Raw genomic sequence first — 18120 nt, forward strand, 5'->3', positions numbered from 1 at the left:
TTGACCCTCTGATACGAGATCAGCGGCTTGCGAGGCCGGTGAGTTCCGTGAGGCGGCGGTGGGAGTCGAACAGGGCCTTGCGGTCGTAGGAGGTGGTACCGATGAGGAGCTCGTCCGCACCGGTCGCTTCGACCAGGCCCGCCAGACGAGGAGCGACCTCGTCGGGGGTCCCGTAGACCGCGCCCGCGAGCGCCTGTTCGAGATACGTGGACTCGCGGTGGGTCTTCGCGGCCGCCCGGATCTCCGCTGAGGGCCGCAGCGGCGGGAACTCGCCCCTGGTGCGGGACAGCGCGGTGGACCAGTACTCGGGGAGCAGCAGGTCCTCGGCCGCTTCGCGGGTCGCGGCGACGGCGACCGTCTGCGCCACGACGACGTACGGCTCGGATCGCCATGAGGAGGGCCGGAAACCGAGCCGGTAGTCGTCGATCTTGGCGCGGGTGGCCGCGAGCTCTTTCGAAGCGGCGATGACCAGGCCTACGCCGTGCCTGGCGGCGTACTCGCCGCCTGATCCCACCGCCAGGACGAAGGGGTCGGGGCGCAGCCCTTCGCCGGGCCGGGCGTGCACGCCCGGGTGGGACCGCTGTTCGCCGGTGAAGTAGCCGAGGAGTTCGGTCAGGAGGTCGTCGAAGTCGTCGCCTTCGTCGAGGTCGTGGCCCAGCGCCGCGCGGACGGCCGGGACGAACCCGAGGGTGCGGCCCAGGCCCATGTCGATGCGACCTTCGAACAGGGACTCCAGGACCCCGAACTGCTCGGCGACCACCAGCGGCCGGTGGTTGGGCAGCATGACGCCGCCGGTGCCGACCCGAATGCGGCTGGTCGCTGCCGCGACCGCGGCTGCGAGCACGGTGGGCGCCGAACCGGCGATGCCGGGGACACTGTGGTGCTCGGCCACCCAGTAGCGGTGGAAGCCCAGTTGCTCGGCCTGCTTGGCGTGACTCACCACCTCCCGCAGGGTCTCAGCGGCCGTCTCGCCCTCGGCGATGACGGCGCGGTCGAGCAGTGAGAGCCGAAGTGGTTGCGGAGTCCTCATATGCCGCGCAACACCCGCGGGCTCGCGAATGTTTCTCTCTCGACACTGATCGTGCCCGGTCTCACCGGGCCGTCTGGGCCCGCAAGTGCCGGTCCCCAGACCGTGGTGGAACGCTTCGAGCGCATGCGAGGGCGCTCGCTGAGTCTTCTCGGCACGTCAGATCGATGTACCGAGCCAGTCCGCCGGGAGCGGGTCGCGCAGGAGCGCGACGAAGATCAGTGAGTCGTCGCCGGGCCGTCGCGGGTCAAACAGGACCTCGGCAGTGCCGGAAATCGTGTTTCGGTCGCGGCTGGAGCGCGTGACCCACCGCTCGGAGCCCTGGTCATCAGAGAACTTCACCGTGACCTTGGCACCGACGACCGACAGATGCCCCTGGTCGTTCGCGGCGGTGCGGACCGCGACTTCGGTGACAGTGCCCTTGACGCGGCGCCCTGTCGCAAGCAGTCGGTCGCGGTCGGCGAGCTGGCGTCGCAGACGGCGCCGGTGTCCGATCGCGAACACGACCACGAGCACTGCGACGACCGCGACGAGCGCCGGGAACCAGAGGTCGGCGTAGTACGCGATCCACCCGAAGACGCCCCATCCTTCGTCCTCGTGGAACACCGGATCGAGCCGGACGCCGACTTCGAGCGGCGCCAGCCAGGTCCTCGCGTTGAGGACCACGGCGACCGCGACCGCGCAGGTCGCGATCGGCGCAAGCATTGGCGGCTGCGGCTCGCCGCCACGGTAGGCGTCGAGCAACCAGGCCGCCGCCGCGCTCCCGGCGATCGTCCCGATGGGGCCGAGCGCCCAGAGGTAGCCGATCGTGCCGATGCCCCAGAACGTCGGCATCGGGTTGCGATCATCGAAGACGCTGTCGATCATGCTGTGCCGCAGCATGTTCGCTATCTCGGCGATGCCGAGGCCGAGCAGGAACGCGCACACGGCGACCACCGCGGCGCAGGCGGTCGCGGCGGCGAGGAACCGGCGGTCGCCCGCCCGTCGCAGCCGCGTCGCCCGCCGTGCGGCGACGGGGTCGATCGTGCTCATCTTGTGCCTCCTCGGTTTGCGGGCGAGGCCGCCATCGTCGCCCGCCGCGGGCCTCTACCGGTCACAGCTTTCACGTCGTCGAGAGGCCGTGGGCCGATGAGCCGGCCGCTTCCGAGGCGGCGACTCCGGCATGGGTGCCGCGGCCGGACAGCAGTTGGCCGAGCTCGTGCCCGAGGACGCCGCAGCCCACGTCCAGGTGCTCACGGAAGCGGGGACGGCGATCTCCGGGGCCGTCGGCGACGGCGGTTCACTGGCCGAGGCCCACGACATCTGGAACGTGCCCGAAGTCGAGGGCGCGCGAGCGGCGATCCGGTCCTATGTCGACGAATCCGGCTGCGTTTCCTGAGCATTGACATGGCCGCCGCAAGAGCTTGTCCCAGCTGTCCGCGGTCTTGACCCGAGCTCGGCTTTGCCGTCGCGGTCGTAGTCGTACCCCTGGACCTGCGTCTCGGGGTCGGGGTCCTCGCTGCTGGCGATGCGCCAGAGCGCGAGGGCGATAGCAGCTCGCTGTCGTCCTCCCGGCTTGGCTAGTGCGAGGTCGAGCCGGGACTCCAGCCAGGCGAGGCGTTCTTGGAGGGTGGAATGGTGCAGATGCAAGCGGTCTGCGGCTTGGCGCAGGCTGGTCTGGTCAAGCGCGGCCTGGAGCGTGTCGATGATCCAGGGGCGGGTGGCGAGGGCCTGGTTCAGACGCTGCACGTCCGGGACCGCCGCGGCATCCGGTGGGCTGAAATGTTCCACAAGTGCGGCGACGGCGCCGAGGTCTTCGTACCGGACCACGGACGCGCCGGGCCCGCCGACGCGGTCGGTCAGGCGAAACGCGATGGCGGCTCGCCCCACGGCGGTAGGCAGATCGAGCGGTTCGCCGGTAAGGGCCGTACCAGCTCGCAGGTCGGTCGGGAAGGCCACAGGTGCGGGGGCCAGTGCGACCGTGTACCGGCCGATCGCCGCCGCGAGGGGCGCAGCGGGGAAGGGTGAGACGGCGACGAGGACGGTCACGTCGGAGGAGAGGCCGAGTGCCCGCACAGCGCTGCGTCGGTCATGCTCGGCGGCATCGGGATCGCAGGCGACCCGGACCAGTGCGGCGGGAGTGTGCGGTGCGGGCCGGTTGAGCGCCTGGATCGTGTGCGCGGCGCGCTCCAGCAGGAGCGGGTCGAGCGGTCCGGTGGTCGCGTCGGGCCGTTCGAGCCAGACCCAGGCGCCGATGCGGCCCGGCACTGCCAGCCGCACCGACGAGGCGTGCTCGGTCTCCGGCAGCGGCCTGCCTTCGGGGTCGAATCGCCTGACGCTGCCGGTCTCGGCGTCGTGCAGTCCGGCGGGGCAGCCCGCCAATGCCGCCGTCGCGCGGACCACGGCCGCTGCCGTGGCCCGCGCCTGGACGAGGCGGTCGAAGTGGTCGATGACGCGCAGGGCGGCGACGGCGGGGTCGTCGCTGGACTCCAGTCTGCCGATGAGCTCACGCACGCCAACCTCCCGCGCCGACCTTGGTGCTTGAACGTGAAGGTTAGCTCCGGTTCAGGCTTCGAGCGCGCGCCGGATGAACTCGTCGCGGGTCGCGACGGAGGCGCGCGAGACGGCGGCGTGAGCGCCGATCATGTCTGAGCCGTGGAACGCGCCGCCCCACATGTGCAGGTCGACGTTGACGCCTGCCTGCGAGAGCCGCGTCGCGTAGTCGAGGATCTCGTCGCGGAAGACCTCGACCGCACCGGTGTCGATGTAGGTCCGCGGCAGGCCCGAGAGGTCCTCGGCGCGGGCGGGGGCGGCGTACGGCGAGACGTCGGGCCCGCCGCGCCGGTCTCCCAGCAGCGAGGTCCAGCCGAACAGGTTGGCATTGCGGTCCCAGACGCCCTCGCCGTCGAGCATGCGGCTGCTGTGGGTTGCGAAGCGGTCGTCGAGCATGGGGCAGATGAGGATCTGGTGACTCAGCCGGGGGAAGGCGCGGTCGCGGGCGAGGAGCGCGGTCCCTGCGGCCAGTCCTCCTCCGGCGCTGCCGCCGACGATGATGAGGCGGTCGGGGTCGATGCCGAGTCCGTCCGCGTGCTCGGCCGTCCACGCCAGCCCGGCGTAGCAGTCCTCGACCGGCGCCGGGTCGGGGTGCTCGGGGGCGAGCCGGTACTCGACGGAGACCGCGACCGCGTTCCCGTCGGCGACGTACGGCAGGACCAGTTCCACTCCGGACCGCCGGTCCCCGGCGATCATCCCGCCGCCGTGGATGTTGAACAGGCCGCCCATCTTGCCGCGCGGGCTGGCCGGACTGAGGATGAGCAGCGTGATCTCCGGCGCCCCGTCGGGGCCGGGGACGCGGCGCTCCTCGACTCGGACGCGTCCGCCCGCCGTCAGGTCCGGCTCCGGGAATCCGGGTACTTCGACCTCCGGCATGCCGTTTCGCAACGCGGGCAGCGTCTCCGCCGTCAGGACCGTACCGGCGGGCCCGGCCCGGAGCATCTTCTCGGCCGGGGCGAGTTCGGGGTCGAACGGGGGCCGCGTGGTGACGGGCCCCAGCATGCTTTCGGCCGCGGTATCGGTCATGGTCCACTCCTTCGCGTGCATCGCTGATCCCCCATCCTCGAACGGCGAACGGGCACCGCGACACCCGCAGATGGCGGGAAGTCCGGTCGCTCCACCCGCCAAAACGGCACCGAAGCCTTCCTGCAGCCGGGATGCCACGGCCGGAGCCGTGGCATCCCGATCCGTCAGGAGCGGACGAACGTCAGGAGCGCCTCGTTCACTTCCGCTGCGTGGGTCCACAGCAGCCCGTGCGGCGCGCCTTCGACCTCGACGTACTCGGCGTCGGGCACGGCCTGGTGGAAGCGGCGGCCGGTGGCGTCGATCGGCAGGATGTTGTCCTTGGTGCCATGGAGGATCAGGGTCGGCTTGGCGGCGGCGCGGACGGCCTCGACGTCGGCGCGGAAGTCCTCGATCCAGGAGGAGACGACCGCGTAGGCGGCGACCGGCGCCGAGCCGGTGGCGGTGTTCCAGTTGGCGGTGACGACCTCCTGGCTGATGCGCGAGCCCAGGTTCTCATCGAGGTTGTAGAAGTCCTTGTAGAACTGGGTGAACCAGGCGTAGCGGTCGCCGCGCGCGGCTGCGGCGATGCCGTCGAAGACCTCCTGTGGGACGCCCTCGGGGTTGTCGTCGCGCTTGACGAGGAACGGCTCCAGCGAGGCGAGGAAGGCGAGCTTCGCGACGCGCTCGTGGCCGTGGTTCTTGACGTAGCGGGCGAGTTCGCCGGTGCCCATGGAGAAGCCGACGAGGATGGCCTCGTGCAGGTCCAGCTCGGTGAGGACGGTGTTCAGGTCGGCGGCGAAGGTGTCGTAGTCGTACCCGGTGCCGACCTTGCTCGACTGCCCGAAGCCGCGGCGGTCGTAGGTGATGACGCGGTAGCCGGCGGCGAGCAGCTCGCGGGTCTGGCGCTCCCAGCTGTGCCCGTCGAGCGGGTAGCCGTGGATGAGGACGACGGGCTGCCCGGAGCCCTGGTCCTCGTAGTAGAGCTCGATCGGGGTGCTGTTCTCGGTGCCGACGGTGATGGTGCCCATGGTCTTCGTCCCTTTCCCGAAGGAGAACGGTCGTTCTCCGCTGATGTGGACTACTCTAGAGAACGATCGTTCTCACCGCAAGGGGTTCCCATATGATCGACGACACCGCGGCCCGGGCACAGGTGGTCGGCGCCGCCGACCGGCTCTTCTACGCCTGCGGGGTGCAGGCCGTCGGGATGGACGCCGTCCGCACCGAGGCCGGCGTCTCGCTCAAGCGCATCTACCGGCTGTTCCCCTCCAAGGACGACCTCATCGTGGCCGTGCTGGAGCGGCGGCGCGAGGTGTGGGACGCCGGGATCGCCGCCACCGCCGAGCGGGCCGCGACCCCGCGCGAGAAGCTGCTGGCGGTCTTCGACTTCCTCGACGCGTGGTTCCGCGAACCCGACTTCCGCGGGTGCGCGTTCATCAACTTCTACGGCGAGCTGAGCGGCGGCTCCGAGGAGGTGCGCCGGACCGTGCGCGAACAGAAGGAGGCGTTCGGCGCCTACGTCGCGCGGCTGGTCGACGAGGCCGGAGCCCCCGCGTCCCTGGCCCCCCAGATCAGCATCCTCGCCGAAGGAGCGCAGACGACCGCCGCGATCGCCAACACTCCCGACGCCGCCGCCCACGCCCGCGCCGCGGCCGAAGCCCTCCTCGCCGACGCCCTGGACTGACCGACCGCCGAAACCCCCTGCGGAACATGGCTTCCTGCGTTCGCACGCTGAGCTCACCGACGCTGTCAAGGAACGAATGGGGCCCAGTTCAGTCGGTGGTGTCGGAGTCGGCGCCTCCGTTCCAGGCGGGGTCGTCGAGGAGGGTCCGGCGGAGCCGGTCGAGGCAGCGTCCGCGCGTGGGTCCGATGCTGCCGCGCTTCATGCCGAGTGCTTCGGCGATGGCGTCGTAGTCGGGCCGGTCGAAGGCTGCCACGAAGGCGAGGAGTCTGCGGCACCGCTCGGGCTGGGCGAGGAACGCGCGCCGCACGGCCTCCCGCTCCTGGTCCGAATACTCTGCCGGACCGGGACCCTCCACTGGCGACTCCGGCAGTTCGATCGGGTCGGAGGGGATCTCCCGTCGCTGGATCCCCGCCACCCGCCAGGACTCCCGGCGCACCGTGGTCAGCAGCCACTTCACCACCGCGCGCGGCTGGTACAGCTCGTTCTCCAAGCGCCACAGGCGGAGCCACGCGATCTGCACCACGTCGGCGGCGCTCTCCCGATCGAGGCCGCTGCGGCGGGCGGCGCGCCACAGCAGCTCATTGAGCTCCGTGATCATCGTTCGCTGCGCGTTCGCGTCCCCGGCTCGCGCGGCGAGGTAGAGGCGGGCGTACCGGTCGTAGTCCGTGCGGCCGTACGGCGCGAGCGCCAGGTTGCCTTCGGTGCTTGGGGAATCGGATCGGGGCGTGCGCTCGCGCAGCCGCCGCGCGGCGTCTCCGCCGAGGGAGGATCTGCCGAGGAGTTCGCGGTACTCGCGCTCATCCATGTTCAACCGCGTGCCTCCCCTCGCACGTCAAGGTACTCCCGGATCTTCTTCTTGGCACGCCTGACGTGCCCCTCCACGGCCCGTGCGGAGGGCAGGGAGAGGGCCTCGGCGATCTGGCCGTGGTCGTAGCCGGCGGTCTTGAGCAGGATGGTCTGCTGCTGGATCTCCGGAAGCAGGTCGAGCACCATGTGCATCGCGCAGTCATCGGCCGCTTGGACGGCGGGGTCGAGCCCGAGTCGGGACCGGTCGCCCAGCTGGTCCTCGTGCGGGTCGTGCTCGGCGGACTTGTGGAGCTGACGGCGCCACTGCCGGAACGGGCCGGGGACCTCGAAGATGACGCGGCCCATGAAGTACGTCGAGAGGGTCGCGCCGCCGGTGGCCTTCCACTCGCCGCCGCGCAGCGCCCGCTCGTCGAACTTGTGCCACGCCATCGCCACGGCGATGTCGGAGATGTCGCCGATGGCCTCCGGGTCGTCCCGCAGACGCTGCGCCTCCCACGCGGACACGTTCAGATGGATGCCGCGCTCGTTGAGGAGGGTGAAGATGCGGCCCGAGTAAAGCCAGGCTTCGGTGACGGACATGCCGTACCGGACCATCTCGGTGCTGAAGTCCACGTACAGCGGCCCGGCGAAGCCGCAGGCGGCGAGTCCCTCGACGAGCTTCAGGTCGGCGAGCCGACGGTCGAGGTTCCCGCTGTCGGCCTCCTGCATCCCTCTCCTTCCCTGTACCCGTGGCGGTTCCGCACAGACGCGCCCCCTGGCCCGCCGGGCGCCTCCCGGCGTCGCCGGCCCTTCTAAGTCCGCCTCGGGCGCCGATCCCACGCGCGCAGCGCAAGTTTCGCTGTGAACCTCGTCGCGAGGTCGCGGCGTGGGCTGCGCGGCCCGCAGGGGCATAGAAGCGTTCGCACGGTTCATCACCGCACCTGCGCAGACCATGGAGGGTATTCATGAGGGACAAGTCGACCGCGTTGATCTCAATCCGGGCGTTCGTCATCTTGCACGCCGCCTTGATGACCGGCTCCCTGGCCGGAGGTCTCGCCTATCTGGCGACCGGTTCCGTCCCGGAGTCGGTCATGTACGCGGCTGGCGCCTTCAGCAGCTCACTGATCCTGCTGCACAGGATCATCGACCGCACGAGACCGTGACCGGTCAGCGCACGGCACGCGTTCAGGGCCGATCCCGCGTACAATCCTCCGGTGGAGATCATCGACATCGAGCCCGGTGACGCCCGGCTCACGGCCGAACTGCTGCCCGTCCTCCGAGAGCTGCGCCCGAACCTGAGCGTCGACGACCTCCTCGCCGTGTACGACGAGGGGCACGGCCAGGGGCTGCGGTTCACCGCGGCCTACTCGGACGGCCGCTGCGTGGGGGTGGCCGGCTGGCGCACGGTGGCGAACACCAACCGGCTCCGGATGCTCTACGTCGACGACCTGGTCACGCTGTCCGAGGCGCGCTCGACCGGAGTCGGCCACGCGCTCCTCGAATACCTGGAGCGGCGAGCGCGTGAACTCGGCTGCAACGCACTCCATCTGGACTCGGGAACACATCGGCTCGACGCCCACCGCTTCTACATGCGGGAGCGGTTGACGATCAGGGCCTTCCACTTCGCACTGGAACTGGACTAGGGCCTGCGGTGCACGGGCGGCACTCGCGTGCCGTCCCCGGTCAGTCCCAGGCGCGCTCGGCGAGGTACGCCTGGAGCCTGGCGTGCCGGAACTGGTAGACGGGCCCCGATTGCCGGAGTACGCCGCGTCGAGCGGCGTCGTCGAGGAACCGCATGAGCCGCAGCGGGCCGAGCCCGCTGCCGGCGAGCACGACGCAGGCCATCGCGAACGACCACACCCCGGTGATGCGCGCGTAGACCAGCCAGAGCAGGCCCGTCATCTCTATGAAGGCCACGACCACGGCGACCGCTCGGCCGCCCGGTGGGACCGTCGGCTCGACGAGTGCGATCGCGCTCCAGATCGCGCTCGCGATCACCGTGTAGCCCAGGACGGTCACGTGGAACGACTTGAGCATCTGGACGGGGGTCGGATGCTGGTCGACCACCTGCGCTTCGCGGGCCGTCCGCCGGAGCAGCCGCTCGAAACCGCGGAAGAACCGCCCTGACACGAGCAGGAGCACGATGGCGACGGCGACCGACGCCAAGGACGCCGCGGCACCCCCGTTCGCGAACGAGCGGCGCAGCTCCGCAACCCCGATCTCGGACACCGGTCCCAGGTCCCAAGCGGTCGGCTCTCCCGTGATCTGCCCCCACGACTCGATGAGCACCATCCAGAATGTGAAGACGAGACCGCCGTGCGCGACGGCCGCCCAGGATTTCATCCGCTTGAGACGCTCGGTCAGGTGGACGTACCCGACCAGCGGCAGATCGGCCAGCGGCCGCCGCTCCGCCAGGGCCAGCACCAGGGACGCCGACGGCACGAGGACCAGTATGGACAGCATGAACGTGATGTAGGGGAAACCGTCGGTCCTCCCGAATCTGACATGTTCCAAGACCGTGACGAGCACGGTCGCGACCACGGCGACGGCCAGGGCCGCGAGGTGCAGGTGGACCGCGTCGACCGACCGGTGCAGCTGCCACCATGCGAGGTCCCTGGTGCCGAAGCGCTCGCAATGGGAGGCCAGGTGTTCCAGCCACCGCCGGGCCTCCTCCGGCTGATACGGGCGCAGGCGCATGGCGGCCAGCGCGCTGCGCTTGCGCCCGTAGACGGCCGGGACGTACGCGCCCAGGAGATGGAGCTCGATCGACGCGGCGTCGGCCTGGTCGAGCAGTTCGGCGGGATTCGACGCGGGATCGTCGTACGCGGTGCGGGCCAGGTAGAGGTTGAGCGGTGTCGACAGCACGGCCGCAAGCGGCCCTTGCGGATCGGCCGCGAGCGCCTCCGTCACCGGCGTCCACCGGTTGCGCGCGGCGATCTCGCCGCCGGGCAGGTAGGCGGCCGCTTCCCTGGCGGTGACCGGGGCGATCTCCACGACCGCCGCGCGCTCCAGCGGGCGCCCGTCCGCCTCCACCGCCGATTCGTACTCGTCGATCCGCGAGGTCAGCACCAGCGGGAGCGAGGCCCCGGAAGGCTCGTCGAACACGTCGTTCAGCGCCGCGAACGCCTGCGACCTGATCGTCGCGGGCAGTTCGTCGAAGCCGTCGAGGACCGGCAGGAGGCGGCCTTCCTCCATGAGCTCGGCGACCCGGTCGGGACCGGCCTTGCCGTGCCCCTTCAAGTATTCGGCGGCCACCGTTCGCGCGATCCACGTGTCGAGCCGGTCGGCGCGCGCGTTCCAGCCCGCGAGGTCGAGCAGGACCGGGACGGGGCCGCCGGTCGCAGGGCCGCCGGTCGCCGCCTGACCGGCGAGGAGGCGGCACACCAGGAGGACCGCGAGCGAGGTCTTGCCGGAGCCCGGCGGGCCGAGGATCACCAGGCGGCCCGAGGGGATGCGGCGCCACCGCTCGGCGATGTCGTCGGCGGTGCCCGACTCCCAGGCTGGGCCGGACGCGGCGGCCGCACCCGCCACATCGGCGTCGGAAGGCGCGATCGGACGCGCGGTCGCCTTCCACGCCACAGGGATCGGCGAAGGGTCGGCCAGACCTCGCTGCCGGGCCGCGGTGTTCCACTGGCGGGCCAGGAGCTTCGCCAGGTCCCGTGCGGTGCCGTCAGCGCTCGCCGACCGGGCCTTCCCCTCTTGGTGGAGGGACAGCACCCATCCCACGAACGCCGTGACCGCCGCGAGACAGGCGAGGACCGTCAACGTCGGCGGGCCCGCGGCACGCCAACCCAGGTACGCCGAGACTGCGGCCACTATGAACGCAAGGAAGTTGTTGAGCGGGCCGAGCCGGACCAGGGCGTGCAGCAAGGAGCCCTCCAAGGGGTCGGGAGGCGGGCACACCGATTATCGCACCGGTGCCGCCGTCGCCGCTCTCTCGCGGCGGCGTTGGCTGGGACAAGCCGGGGCGCTCGGGCTCGTTGCCGCACATCGGTACTCCTCGGACGAGGCGTTGCCCGCACACGGCCCGCAAGGCTCGTGGCCTTGCCGGTGGATTGCCTGCCGCTCGCCTGGTGCACCGCTCTCGGCGGCCGAAGAATGGCGTGTGCAAGCACGCTCATCCGCAAGAGCGTTCACGAAAGGATCCACATGCGACGTTTCAAGAGCGTCCTCTTCACACGAATGCTGGCCGCGACTGCCGCATCCGCCGTCGCCCTCCTGGGGACACTGCTCATCTCCGCCGCACCGGCCGAGGCCGCCTGCCAAGGCAGGGCCAGCGGATTCACGATCACCCACTACCAGGGCGGCGTCGCCGTCGCGCAGGAGCGCCAGGTCGTCGGCACCTGCGACGGCAACGGCGTGTACCACGGCCAGCTCCGCGATCTCCGGCCCGGCGACGGATACTCCGCGAAGGTCCGGTTCAAGGAGGGCGACTTCAACGCCGTCGTCTTCACCACCACGAGCAGCACCTGGCAGAACTACACGTACACCGAGAAGACCCCCGACTCGGCCGAGAGCTACGCATCCGTGCAGGTGTACGCCGATCCGGCCCACCGCCCCGACATCTACACCCCGAACTACGGATTCTGACCCCGCGGGCCCCTGCCGCGGGCGAGTTCGCCCTCTGCAGGGGTCCGTGCTGTTCGCTGCGCACGGCTGCGCTTCCCTCCGCAACGAACCAGCGGCGAATCCGTGACGGTCTTCGAAGCCGCCGACCTCACAGTGCGTGCCGAGGCTGAGGGCGGTGCGAGCGATGCCCGTAAGCTCGTCAGCGATGTCGAGGGCATGTGCGCCTTCTGACCGCAGTCCGAAAGGGCCGGCTCAGTTCGCGAACGCAACTTCCGGCGCGAGGAACTTGCCGAGATTCGCTCCCGAGAGGTAGGCCATGGCGTCGTCGAGCGCCCGCTCGATCTGATGGGCCTCCGATTCGAGCGCGGACTTGATGCCTTCTAGCCGGTCGACGGTGGTCTTCAGGATGTCGACAATCTCACCTCGGACGGCGTCCGAAGACGCGGCGTCGATGAGCGCGCCGACCCCGGCGAGGACGCCCGCGAAGGCACCAGCGACCGGGCCGACCACGGTGCCCACACCGAAACCGGTGCCGACGGCCGAGGCGATCTGCGTGAGCGCACTGGTGCTCTCGGCCCGGGCGCGTGATTCGACATCGGCGACGGCCGAGACGGTGTCGTCCAGCAGCGCCAAATGCTGCTCCCGGGCCTTCTCGAGCACGAGCTCCATCACCGTCATCGCCCCGGCCAGCGCCTGGAACGCCGAGAACGTCCACTCAAGAGACTGGGCCAGGTCCGGAAGGTACTCCCACTTGAACCGGTAGGAAGCGCTGCCGGCGGGGCCGTCCCAGTCTTCGAGTTTGCCGCGCATGACTTGTACGGGATTCTGGGAGTTGGCGAGTTCGTACTGCTCCAGTCCGGGGAGGACGATGCGGACGATGTGGTCGCGCACCGGCGCCGACCCTGTCGAGATCGCGCCGAGCCCGATCATGCAGCCGCTGTGGAAGCCGATGCTCCCGAGCAGGTCGGCGACCTCTTCATCGAGCACGCCGAACGACGCGCGGGACATGAGCTCCCTGTCAAGCCGCCGGAAGGCGTCGCGGGCGTTCTGGACGAACGACAAGTCTCCGGGCATAGCCGCGCCTCCTCTAGCGGTCGTCGGTCGAGTCGAAGGAGTGGAAGTCTGCGGCGGACTGTGCGTCGAACCGCTCGTAGTCCTCGGCGATCCGGAGCAAGGACTCGGCGGCGTCCTGGACGCGTTCTTCGGAGGTGCTCAGGCTCTGCGCGAGGACCTCGGTGAACTCGCGCCAGCGGCTCTCGACTCCGCGGAACGGGCCGAAGGAGGCGATCTCGGAGCCGAGCACGTTGATACTTCCCTCAGTGAACGCGGCGGCGGCGTCCGATTCGATGCTGAACAGTTCCAGTCGCGCACGTTCGAGATCGTCGACGATGGACTGCATGTCGGTGGCGGCCACGTCTCTGATCGCGTCGGGGTCGGCAGTGTAGCGGTCGGTCATCGGGTCGGCCTGCTCTCCGGTGGGGTCTTCCAGCGTCTCCAATCACGTTCGGTTCCGCATCAGCTGATTGGAATCCGTTGGAATACCGGAGGATCGAGCGGAGGTGTTGGGTCATCGTGGTTCCGTTCTGCGAAGCGTGGCCGGGGTTCACCGGCGGCTGATGCGGTGGACGCCGGTCATGGCGATGAGCTTGTCGGGGTTGCGGATCGCGTAGAAGTCGGTGATCCGCCCGGCGGCGACCACGAGGAGGAAGACGCCTTCGAGGCGGCCTTCGATGTAGGCGGCGATGGCGGGCGCGCCGTTGCAGGTGACGGTCTCGATCCGCAGATCCGACTCCGTCCGTCGCTTGTGGAAGATGTCGAGGACGGCGGCGGCGACCTTCGCGGCGCCGACGACGGGCTTGCGGGCCGCGGTGGCCTTGCCGCCGCTGTCGGCGGTCCACACCGCGTCCGGGGCGAGCAGCGCGAGCAGCCCGTCCAGGTCGCCGGTGGCCGTGGCGGCCATGAACTGCTCGGTGATCCGCTCGGCCTCGGTGTCCAAGGGCGCGAAGCGCTTCCGACGGGCCTGCACGTGCGCCCGGGCGCGGTGCGCCGTCTGGCGCACCGCCGCCACGGACTTCCCGACCGCCGCGGCGATCTCGCCGTGCTCGAACCCGAAGACCTCCCGCAGGACGAACACCGCGCGTTCGTCGGGGGTGAGGGTTTCGAGGACCACGAGCATCGCCATCGACACCGATTCGGCCAGCACCGCGTCCGCGGACGCATCGCGCTCGTCGAGCAGCAGCGGCTCCGGCAGCCAGGGCCCCACGTAGTCCTCGCGGCGGCGGCTGCTCGCCCGCAGCGCGTTGAGCGCCTGCCGGGTCACCAGCTTCGCCAGGTACGACCTGGTGTCGCGGACCTCGGCGAGGTCCACTCGGGACCAGCGCAGGTAGCCGTCCTGGAGGACGTCGTCGGCTTCGGTCGCGGAGCCGAGGATCTCGTACGCGATGGTGAACAGCAGCGGCCGCAGCGCCGTGAAGCGCTCGGCGTGCTCGTCGGCGTCCGCCGCGACGTGCCCGGCGATGCCCTCGACTGCATGTCCGGCAGTGCCTTCGGCGGCGTGCCCGGCATGGCCCTCGACGGCGTGCCCGGCAGTGCTCTCGGCGGCGTGCCCGCCGGTGCCCTCGGTGTTCATGCCCTGCTCCGTTCCGCCACCGGTTCGAGGGCGCGGGGGCCGCCCTTGATCCAGATCATCGTGCCAGGCTTGCGCGCTTCGAGGCGGATGCGCTTGGCGACCACGAACCGGCAGGTCGCCTCCTTGATGAACGCGCCCAGGCGGCCGCCGATGAACAGGCCGGTCATGGAGTCGTCCTTGCGGCCGATCTGCCGGATTCCGTCGCGGCGGCCCAGGCTCACGCAGGCACCGGTGAACCCGAGGTCGATCACGGCCGGCTCGGTCCCGGCGATGCGGCTGAGCACCGTGTCGGCGGCCCGCGCGCCGAGCGGCCCGGCCGCGTACCCGCTCATGCGCAGCGCCTGCCCCGACGGGGCGGCGCAGTCCCCGGCGGCGACGATCCGGTCGTCGTCGACGCTGGTCAGCGTCTCGTCGGTGAGGAGCCGCCCGAGGCCGTCCGTGGACAGGCCGCTCGCCGCGGCCAGGTCGGGGACGGCGAATCCGGCCGTCCAGATCGTCAGCACACTCGCGCGTTCGGCGCCGGAGGCGAGGCGGACGGCGTCGGCGCGGACCTCGGCGACGTTGTCGCCCTCGATCACCGTCACACCGTTCTTGTTGAGCCACTTGGCAACGTAGCGGCGCCCCGGCTCGCTCAGGTAGGGCGCGAGGGCCCGGCCGCACACGAGCGCGACCCGCCGTCCCTGCTCGGCGAGCTCGGCCGCGATCTCGATGCCGGTGAGCCCGCCGCCGACGACGGTGACCGGCGCGTCCAGCGGCAGGTCTTCGAGGCCGGCGCGCAGGCGCCGCGCGGGTTCGAGCTCGGCGATGTCGTACGCGAACTCGGCCGCGCCGGGCACCGCGACGGGCGTCGCCCCGGTGCTCCCGACCGCATAGACGAGGTAGTCGTAGTCCAGGGTGCCGCCGGAGGCGAGGCGCACCGTGCGGGCGCCGGCGTCGATGCGCTCGGCCTTGTCGACGACGAGTTCGACGCCTTCGCCCAGCAGCGTCCCGTAGTCGATCTCGGCCTCGCCGGTGCCCGCCGCGAGCTGGTGCAGGCGCAGCCGCTCGACGAACTGCGGGCGCGGGTTCACGAGCGTGACGCGCACGTCGTCCCTGGCCCGCAGCCGGTTCGCGGCGATCGTCCCTGCATATCCGCCGCCGATGACGACGACGTTCCTGGTTGCACTGTGTTCGTTCATGCCCCCAAGACACCGCCGCGCGTGGCCGCGTGACACGGGATGGCGCGCATCACCTCCGTCCCACTCGGAGGCGGCGGGCCCGGGCCCCGGTGGGCCCGCCGGTGGTCTGATGCAACCCCCGATCGCGGTCGAGGGGTAGGCATGATTGGAATACGTTGGAACGCCAGCACCGGAAGCGAGGACGCATGCCCCCTGCCGACACCGCCGCCCGGCTCGCGGCCTGGCTCGCCGCGCACATGGAGCACCACCGCCTCAGCGCCGACGAGGTCGCCCGCGAGCTGCGGGTCGGTGCGGGACAGGTCCGCGCCTGGCTCGCCGCCGCCGGGCACCGGCCGCCCGTCGCCGCCGGCGAGTTCGACCACCTCGACACGCCCGTGAAGCTCGGCGCGTGGCTGCGCGCCCGCATCGCCGACTCCGGGCTCACCGTCCGCGAACTCGCCGCGTCCACTGAGCACGTCTCGATGAGCACGGTCTACAACTGGCTCAAGGGCGAGCACCTCCCCGCCCCGCCCGCCGCCGACGAACCCGACCGGTTCGACCTGCTCCTGTCCAACCCCGCGCTCGGCCTCGGCATCCACCAGCGCGTCCAGCTCGACGAGGTCCGCCGCCGCCTCACCGGGACCTCGCTGCACGTCGACGACCCCGCCGCCTGGGACGCCCGCGCCCTGCCCGCCGCCAACCGCTCCTTCACCGGCCGCCGGGCCGCCCTCCGCCGCCTCGACCGCGCCCTCGCCGACCGCGCCGCACTGGTCCTCGTCACCGGCATCGGCGGCGTCGGCAAGACCGCCCTCGCCGTCCAGTGGGCCCGCTCGGCGCTCGCCCGCGCCACCTACACCGACGGCTGCCTCTACCTCGACCTGCACGGCTACAGCGCCGGGCCTCCCGTGGACGCCGACACCGCCCGCCTGCGCCTGCTCTACCAGCTCGGCGTCGACCCCCGCCGCCTCCCCTCCGACACCGAAGCGCAAGCGGCCCTGTACCAGCGGATCCTCGCCGACCGCCGCGTCCTCCTCGTGCTCGACAACGCCCACGGCGAGCCCCAGGTGCGCCCGCTCCTGCCCGCCGCGCCCGGCTGCCTCGCGCTGGTCACCGGCCGCGGGCGCTTGACCGGCCTCGACGTCACCAGTCCCGGCCTCGCCCGCCTCGACCTCGACGCCCTCGCCGACACCGAGGCCACCGCCCTCCTGCGCGACCTCCTCGGCCGCCTCGCCACCAAGGACGTCCCCGACGCCGACGTCCAGGCGCTCGCCGACCGCTGCGGCCGCCTCCCCCTCGCCATCCAGATCGCCGCCGCCGACTACCTCACCCACCACCACCCGCGGCGCACTTCGCTCGCCGACTACACCGCCGACCTCGCCTTGGGGGCCTTGGCGACCGGCCCCGACGACCCCGCCACCGCCGTCACCCCCGCCCTCGACCACTCCCACCGCCGCCTCAGCCCCGGCGCGCAGCGCGCCTACCGCCTCCTCGGCCTCCACCGCGCCCCGGACTTCGCGCCCGCGTGGGCCGCCAGCGTCGTCGCCGAACCCCTCGACCGCGCCCGCGCGCTCCTGTCGGAGCTCGCGCAGGCCAACCTCCTCGCCGTCGACGACCGGGGCCGGTACGCCTTCCACGACCTCCTCCGCGAGCATGCCGCCGCGCTCGCCGACCGCCACGAGACCGCCGAGGACCGCCGCGCCGCAGTCGGCCGCGGCCTCGACCACTGGCGCGCCGGAGGCATCGCCGCCACCATGGCCGCCGAACCCGGCCGCGACCCGATCGTCGTGCGCCCCTTGGCCCCTGGCGTCACCCCCGAGGTCTTCGACGACTACGACGCCGCGGCGCGGTGGATCGACGACGAACTTGAAGGGCTCCTCGCCGGGGCCGCCCACGCCGCCGAGGCGGGCTTCGACGCCGACGTCTGGCAGTTCGCCTGGACCGCCGCGAACGTCCTCGGCGACCGCGGCCAGTGGAGCCGCCAGATCGAACTCGCCCGCCTCTCCCTGGAGGCCTCCCAGCGCGCGGGCGACACCGAGGCGATCGCCCGCAGCCACCGCTTCGTCGCCCACCCGGCGATCCGCGACGGCCGCGTCGACGAGGCCCGCACCCATCTCCGCTCCGCGCTCGACCTCCACCGCGCCGACGCCGACGCCGCGGGCCAGGCGGCCGTGCTCCACAGCCTCGCCGCCATCGAGGAGCACGTCGGCGACTACGCGGCCGCGCTCGCCTGCGCCGAAACGGCCCTCGCCATCGACCGCGACCGCGGCTTCCTCGGCGGCCAGGGCCGCGCCCTCAACGAGATCGGCTGGCACCTCGCCCATCTCGGCCGCGCCGCCGAGGCCGTCGAGCCGTGCCTCCAGGCCCTCGCCGTCTTCGAGAAGCTCGGCGACCGCGGCGGGGCCGCGCTCACCCTCGACACCCTCGGCTACATCCGCCACGCCGGGGGCGAGCACGACGCCGCGATCGCCGAATACCGCCGCGCCAACGCCGAGTTCCGGGCCCTCGGCCGCCCGTTCGAGACCGCGGGCACCCTCGACCGCATCGGCGACGTCCACGCCGACGCGGGCGACCGCGCCGCCGCGCGCGCCGCGTGGGGCGAATCGCTCGCGCTCTTCGAGGAGCTCGGCCACGCCGTCGCCGACGAGGTCCGCGCCAAGCTCGAAGCACCCGAGTGACCGGTCATGCCCTGGGCGCCGGTCCATCGCGCCTCGGGGCCGACGGTCGACCGCGCGGT

Annotated in this window: 18 protein-coding genes; 6 read left to right on the forward strand and 12 right to left on the reverse strand. The window is 71.7% G+C overall.

Annotation, left to right across the window (positions count from 1 at the left end; translation table 11 throughout):
- Window positions 1-19 precede the first annotated feature (19 nt).
- Window positions 20-1030, reverse strand: a complete 1011-nt coding sequence (locus B0I28_RS18200) for an MsnO8 family LLM class oxidoreductase (protein WP_106365266.1) — start codon at window positions 1028-1030, stop codon at window positions 20-22.
- A gap of 156 nt (window positions 1031-1186) precedes the next feature.
- Window positions 1187-2059 carry a DUF3592 domain-containing protein gene (locus B0I28_RS18205; protein WP_106365267.1) on the reverse strand — a complete coding sequence of 291 codons (873 nt, stop codon included), beginning with the start codon at window positions 2057-2059 and terminating at the stop codon, window positions 1187-1189.
- 130 nt (window positions 2060-2189) lie between these two features.
- On the opposite strand from B0I28_RS18205, the gene B0I28_RS18210 reads away from it, so the two are divergent.
- A complete protein-coding gene (locus tag B0I28_RS18210) occupies window positions 2190-2405 on the forward strand; it encodes a hypothetical protein (RefSeq protein ID WP_106365268.1) in 216 nt (71 codons plus the stop codon).
- Here the strand turns inward: B0I28_RS18210 and B0I28_RS18215 are convergent.
- The 3 genes from B0I28_RS18215 to B0I28_RS18225 form a co-directional block, all read right to left on the reverse strand.
- Window positions 2375-3520: a helix-turn-helix domain-containing protein gene (locus tag B0I28_RS18215; protein WP_106365269.1), complete on the reverse strand. Its 1146-nt coding sequence runs from the start codon at window positions 3518-3520 to the stop codon at window positions 2375-2377. The genes B0I28_RS18210 and B0I28_RS18215 overlap by 31 nt on opposite strands.
- 51 nt (window positions 3521-3571) lie before the next feature.
- Entirely contained in the window at window positions 3572-4585 is a 1014-nt protein-coding gene (locus B0I28_RS18220; protein ID WP_106365476.1) for an alpha/beta hydrolase, read from the reverse strand.
- Between the two features lie 164 nt (window positions 4586-4749).
- Complete coding sequence (locus B0I28_RS18225) at window positions 4750-5592, reverse strand: alpha/beta fold hydrolase (RefSeq protein WP_106365270.1); 843 nt, start codon at window positions 5590-5592, stop codon at window positions 4750-4752.
- A 92-nt stretch (window positions 5593-5684) separates the two neighbouring features.
- On the opposite strand from B0I28_RS18225, the gene B0I28_RS18230 reads away from it, so the two are divergent.
- Window positions 5685-6245, forward strand: coding sequence for a TetR/AcrR family transcriptional regulator (locus B0I28_RS18230; RefSeq protein WP_106365271.1), 561 nt, complete (start codon window positions 5685-5687; stop codon window positions 6243-6245).
- Window positions 6246-6333: 88 nt separating this feature from the next.
- Here the strand turns inward: B0I28_RS18230 and B0I28_RS18235 are convergent, their stop codons facing one another.
- Window positions 6334-7050, reverse strand: a complete 717-nt coding sequence (locus tag B0I28_RS18235; RefSeq protein WP_106365272.1) for an RNA polymerase sigma factor — start codon at window positions 7048-7050, stop codon at window positions 6334-6336.
- A 2-nt stretch (window positions 7051-7052) separates the two neighbouring features.
- Window positions 7053-7760: a sigma-70 RNA polymerase sigma factor region 4 domain-containing protein gene (locus B0I28_RS18240; protein ID WP_106365273.1), complete on the reverse strand. Its 708-nt coding sequence runs from the start codon at window positions 7758-7760 to the stop codon at window positions 7053-7055.
- Window positions 7761-7996: 236 nt separating this feature from the next.
- Here B0I28_RS18240 and B0I28_RS18245 point away from each other — a divergent pair, with 236 nt between their 5' ends.
- Both B0I28_RS18245 and B0I28_RS18250 read left to right on the forward strand, forming a co-directional pair.
- On the forward strand, window positions 7997-8194 hold the full coding sequence (locus B0I28_RS18245) for a hypothetical protein (protein ID WP_106365274.1): 198 nt from the start codon (window positions 7997-7999) through the stop codon (window positions 8192-8194).
- A 51-nt stretch (window positions 8195-8245) separates the two neighbouring features.
- Complete coding sequence (locus B0I28_RS18250) at window positions 8246-8674, forward strand: GNAT family N-acetyltransferase (RefSeq protein ID WP_106365275.1); 429 nt, start codon at window positions 8246-8248, stop codon at window positions 8672-8674.
- Window positions 8675-8714: 40 nt separating this feature from the next.
- Here the strand turns inward: B0I28_RS18250 and B0I28_RS18255 are convergent, their stop codons facing one another.
- The gene (locus B0I28_RS18255) at window positions 8715-10901 is read right to left on the reverse strand and encodes an NACHT domain-containing protein (RefSeq protein ID WP_181245848.1); all 2187 of its coding nucleotides are present in this window, start codon (window positions 10899-10901) and stop codon (window positions 8715-8717) included.
- Between the two features lie 279 nt (window positions 10902-11180).
- On the opposite strand from B0I28_RS18255, the gene B0I28_RS18260 reads away from it, so the two are divergent.
- Complete coding sequence (locus B0I28_RS18260) at window positions 11181-11621, forward strand: hypothetical protein (protein ID WP_106365277.1); 441 nt, start codon at window positions 11181-11183, stop codon at window positions 11619-11621.
- 231 nt (window positions 11622-11852) lie between these two features.
- Here B0I28_RS18260 and B0I28_RS18265 read toward each other — a convergent pair whose 3' ends face one another.
- From B0I28_RS18265 to B0I28_RS18280, 4 genes are all read right to left on the reverse strand, one after another.
- A complete protein-coding gene (locus B0I28_RS18265; RefSeq protein ID WP_146148155.1) occupies window positions 11853-12662 on the reverse strand; it encodes a hypothetical protein in 810 nt (269 codons plus the stop codon).
- A 25-nt stretch (window positions 12663-12687) separates the two neighbouring features.
- Window positions 12688-13098 carry a hypothetical protein gene (locus B0I28_RS18270; RefSeq protein ID WP_106365279.1) on the reverse strand — a complete coding sequence of 137 codons (411 nt, stop codon included), beginning with the start codon at window positions 13096-13098 and terminating at the stop codon, window positions 12688-12690.
- 105 nt (window positions 13099-13203) lie between these two features.
- Window positions 13204-14229, reverse strand: coding sequence for an RNA polymerase sigma-70 factor (locus B0I28_RS18275; RefSeq protein WP_106365280.1), 1026 nt, complete (start codon window positions 14227-14229; stop codon window positions 13204-13206).
- Window positions 14226-15407, reverse strand: a complete 1182-nt coding sequence (locus B0I28_RS18280; protein WP_106365281.1) for an NAD(P)/FAD-dependent oxidoreductase — start codon at window positions 15405-15407, stop codon at window positions 14226-14228. Before B0I28_RS18280 ends, B0I28_RS18275 begins: the two co-directional genes overlap by 4 nt.
- Before the next feature lie 185 nt (window positions 15408-15592).
- Between B0I28_RS18280 and B0I28_RS18285 the strand changes: the two genes are divergently transcribed.
- A complete protein-coding gene (locus B0I28_RS18285) occupies window positions 15593-18061 on the forward strand; it encodes a tetratricopeptide repeat protein (RefSeq protein WP_106365282.1) in 2469 nt (822 codons plus the stop codon).
- The last annotated feature ends 59 nt before the right edge of the window (window positions 18062-18120 follow it).

Origin of the sequence: Glycomyces artemisiae, assembly GCF_003002955.1 — a bacterium.
GTDB lineage: Bacteria > Actinomycetota > Actinomycetes > Mycobacteriales > Micromonosporaceae > Glycomyces > Glycomyces artemisiae.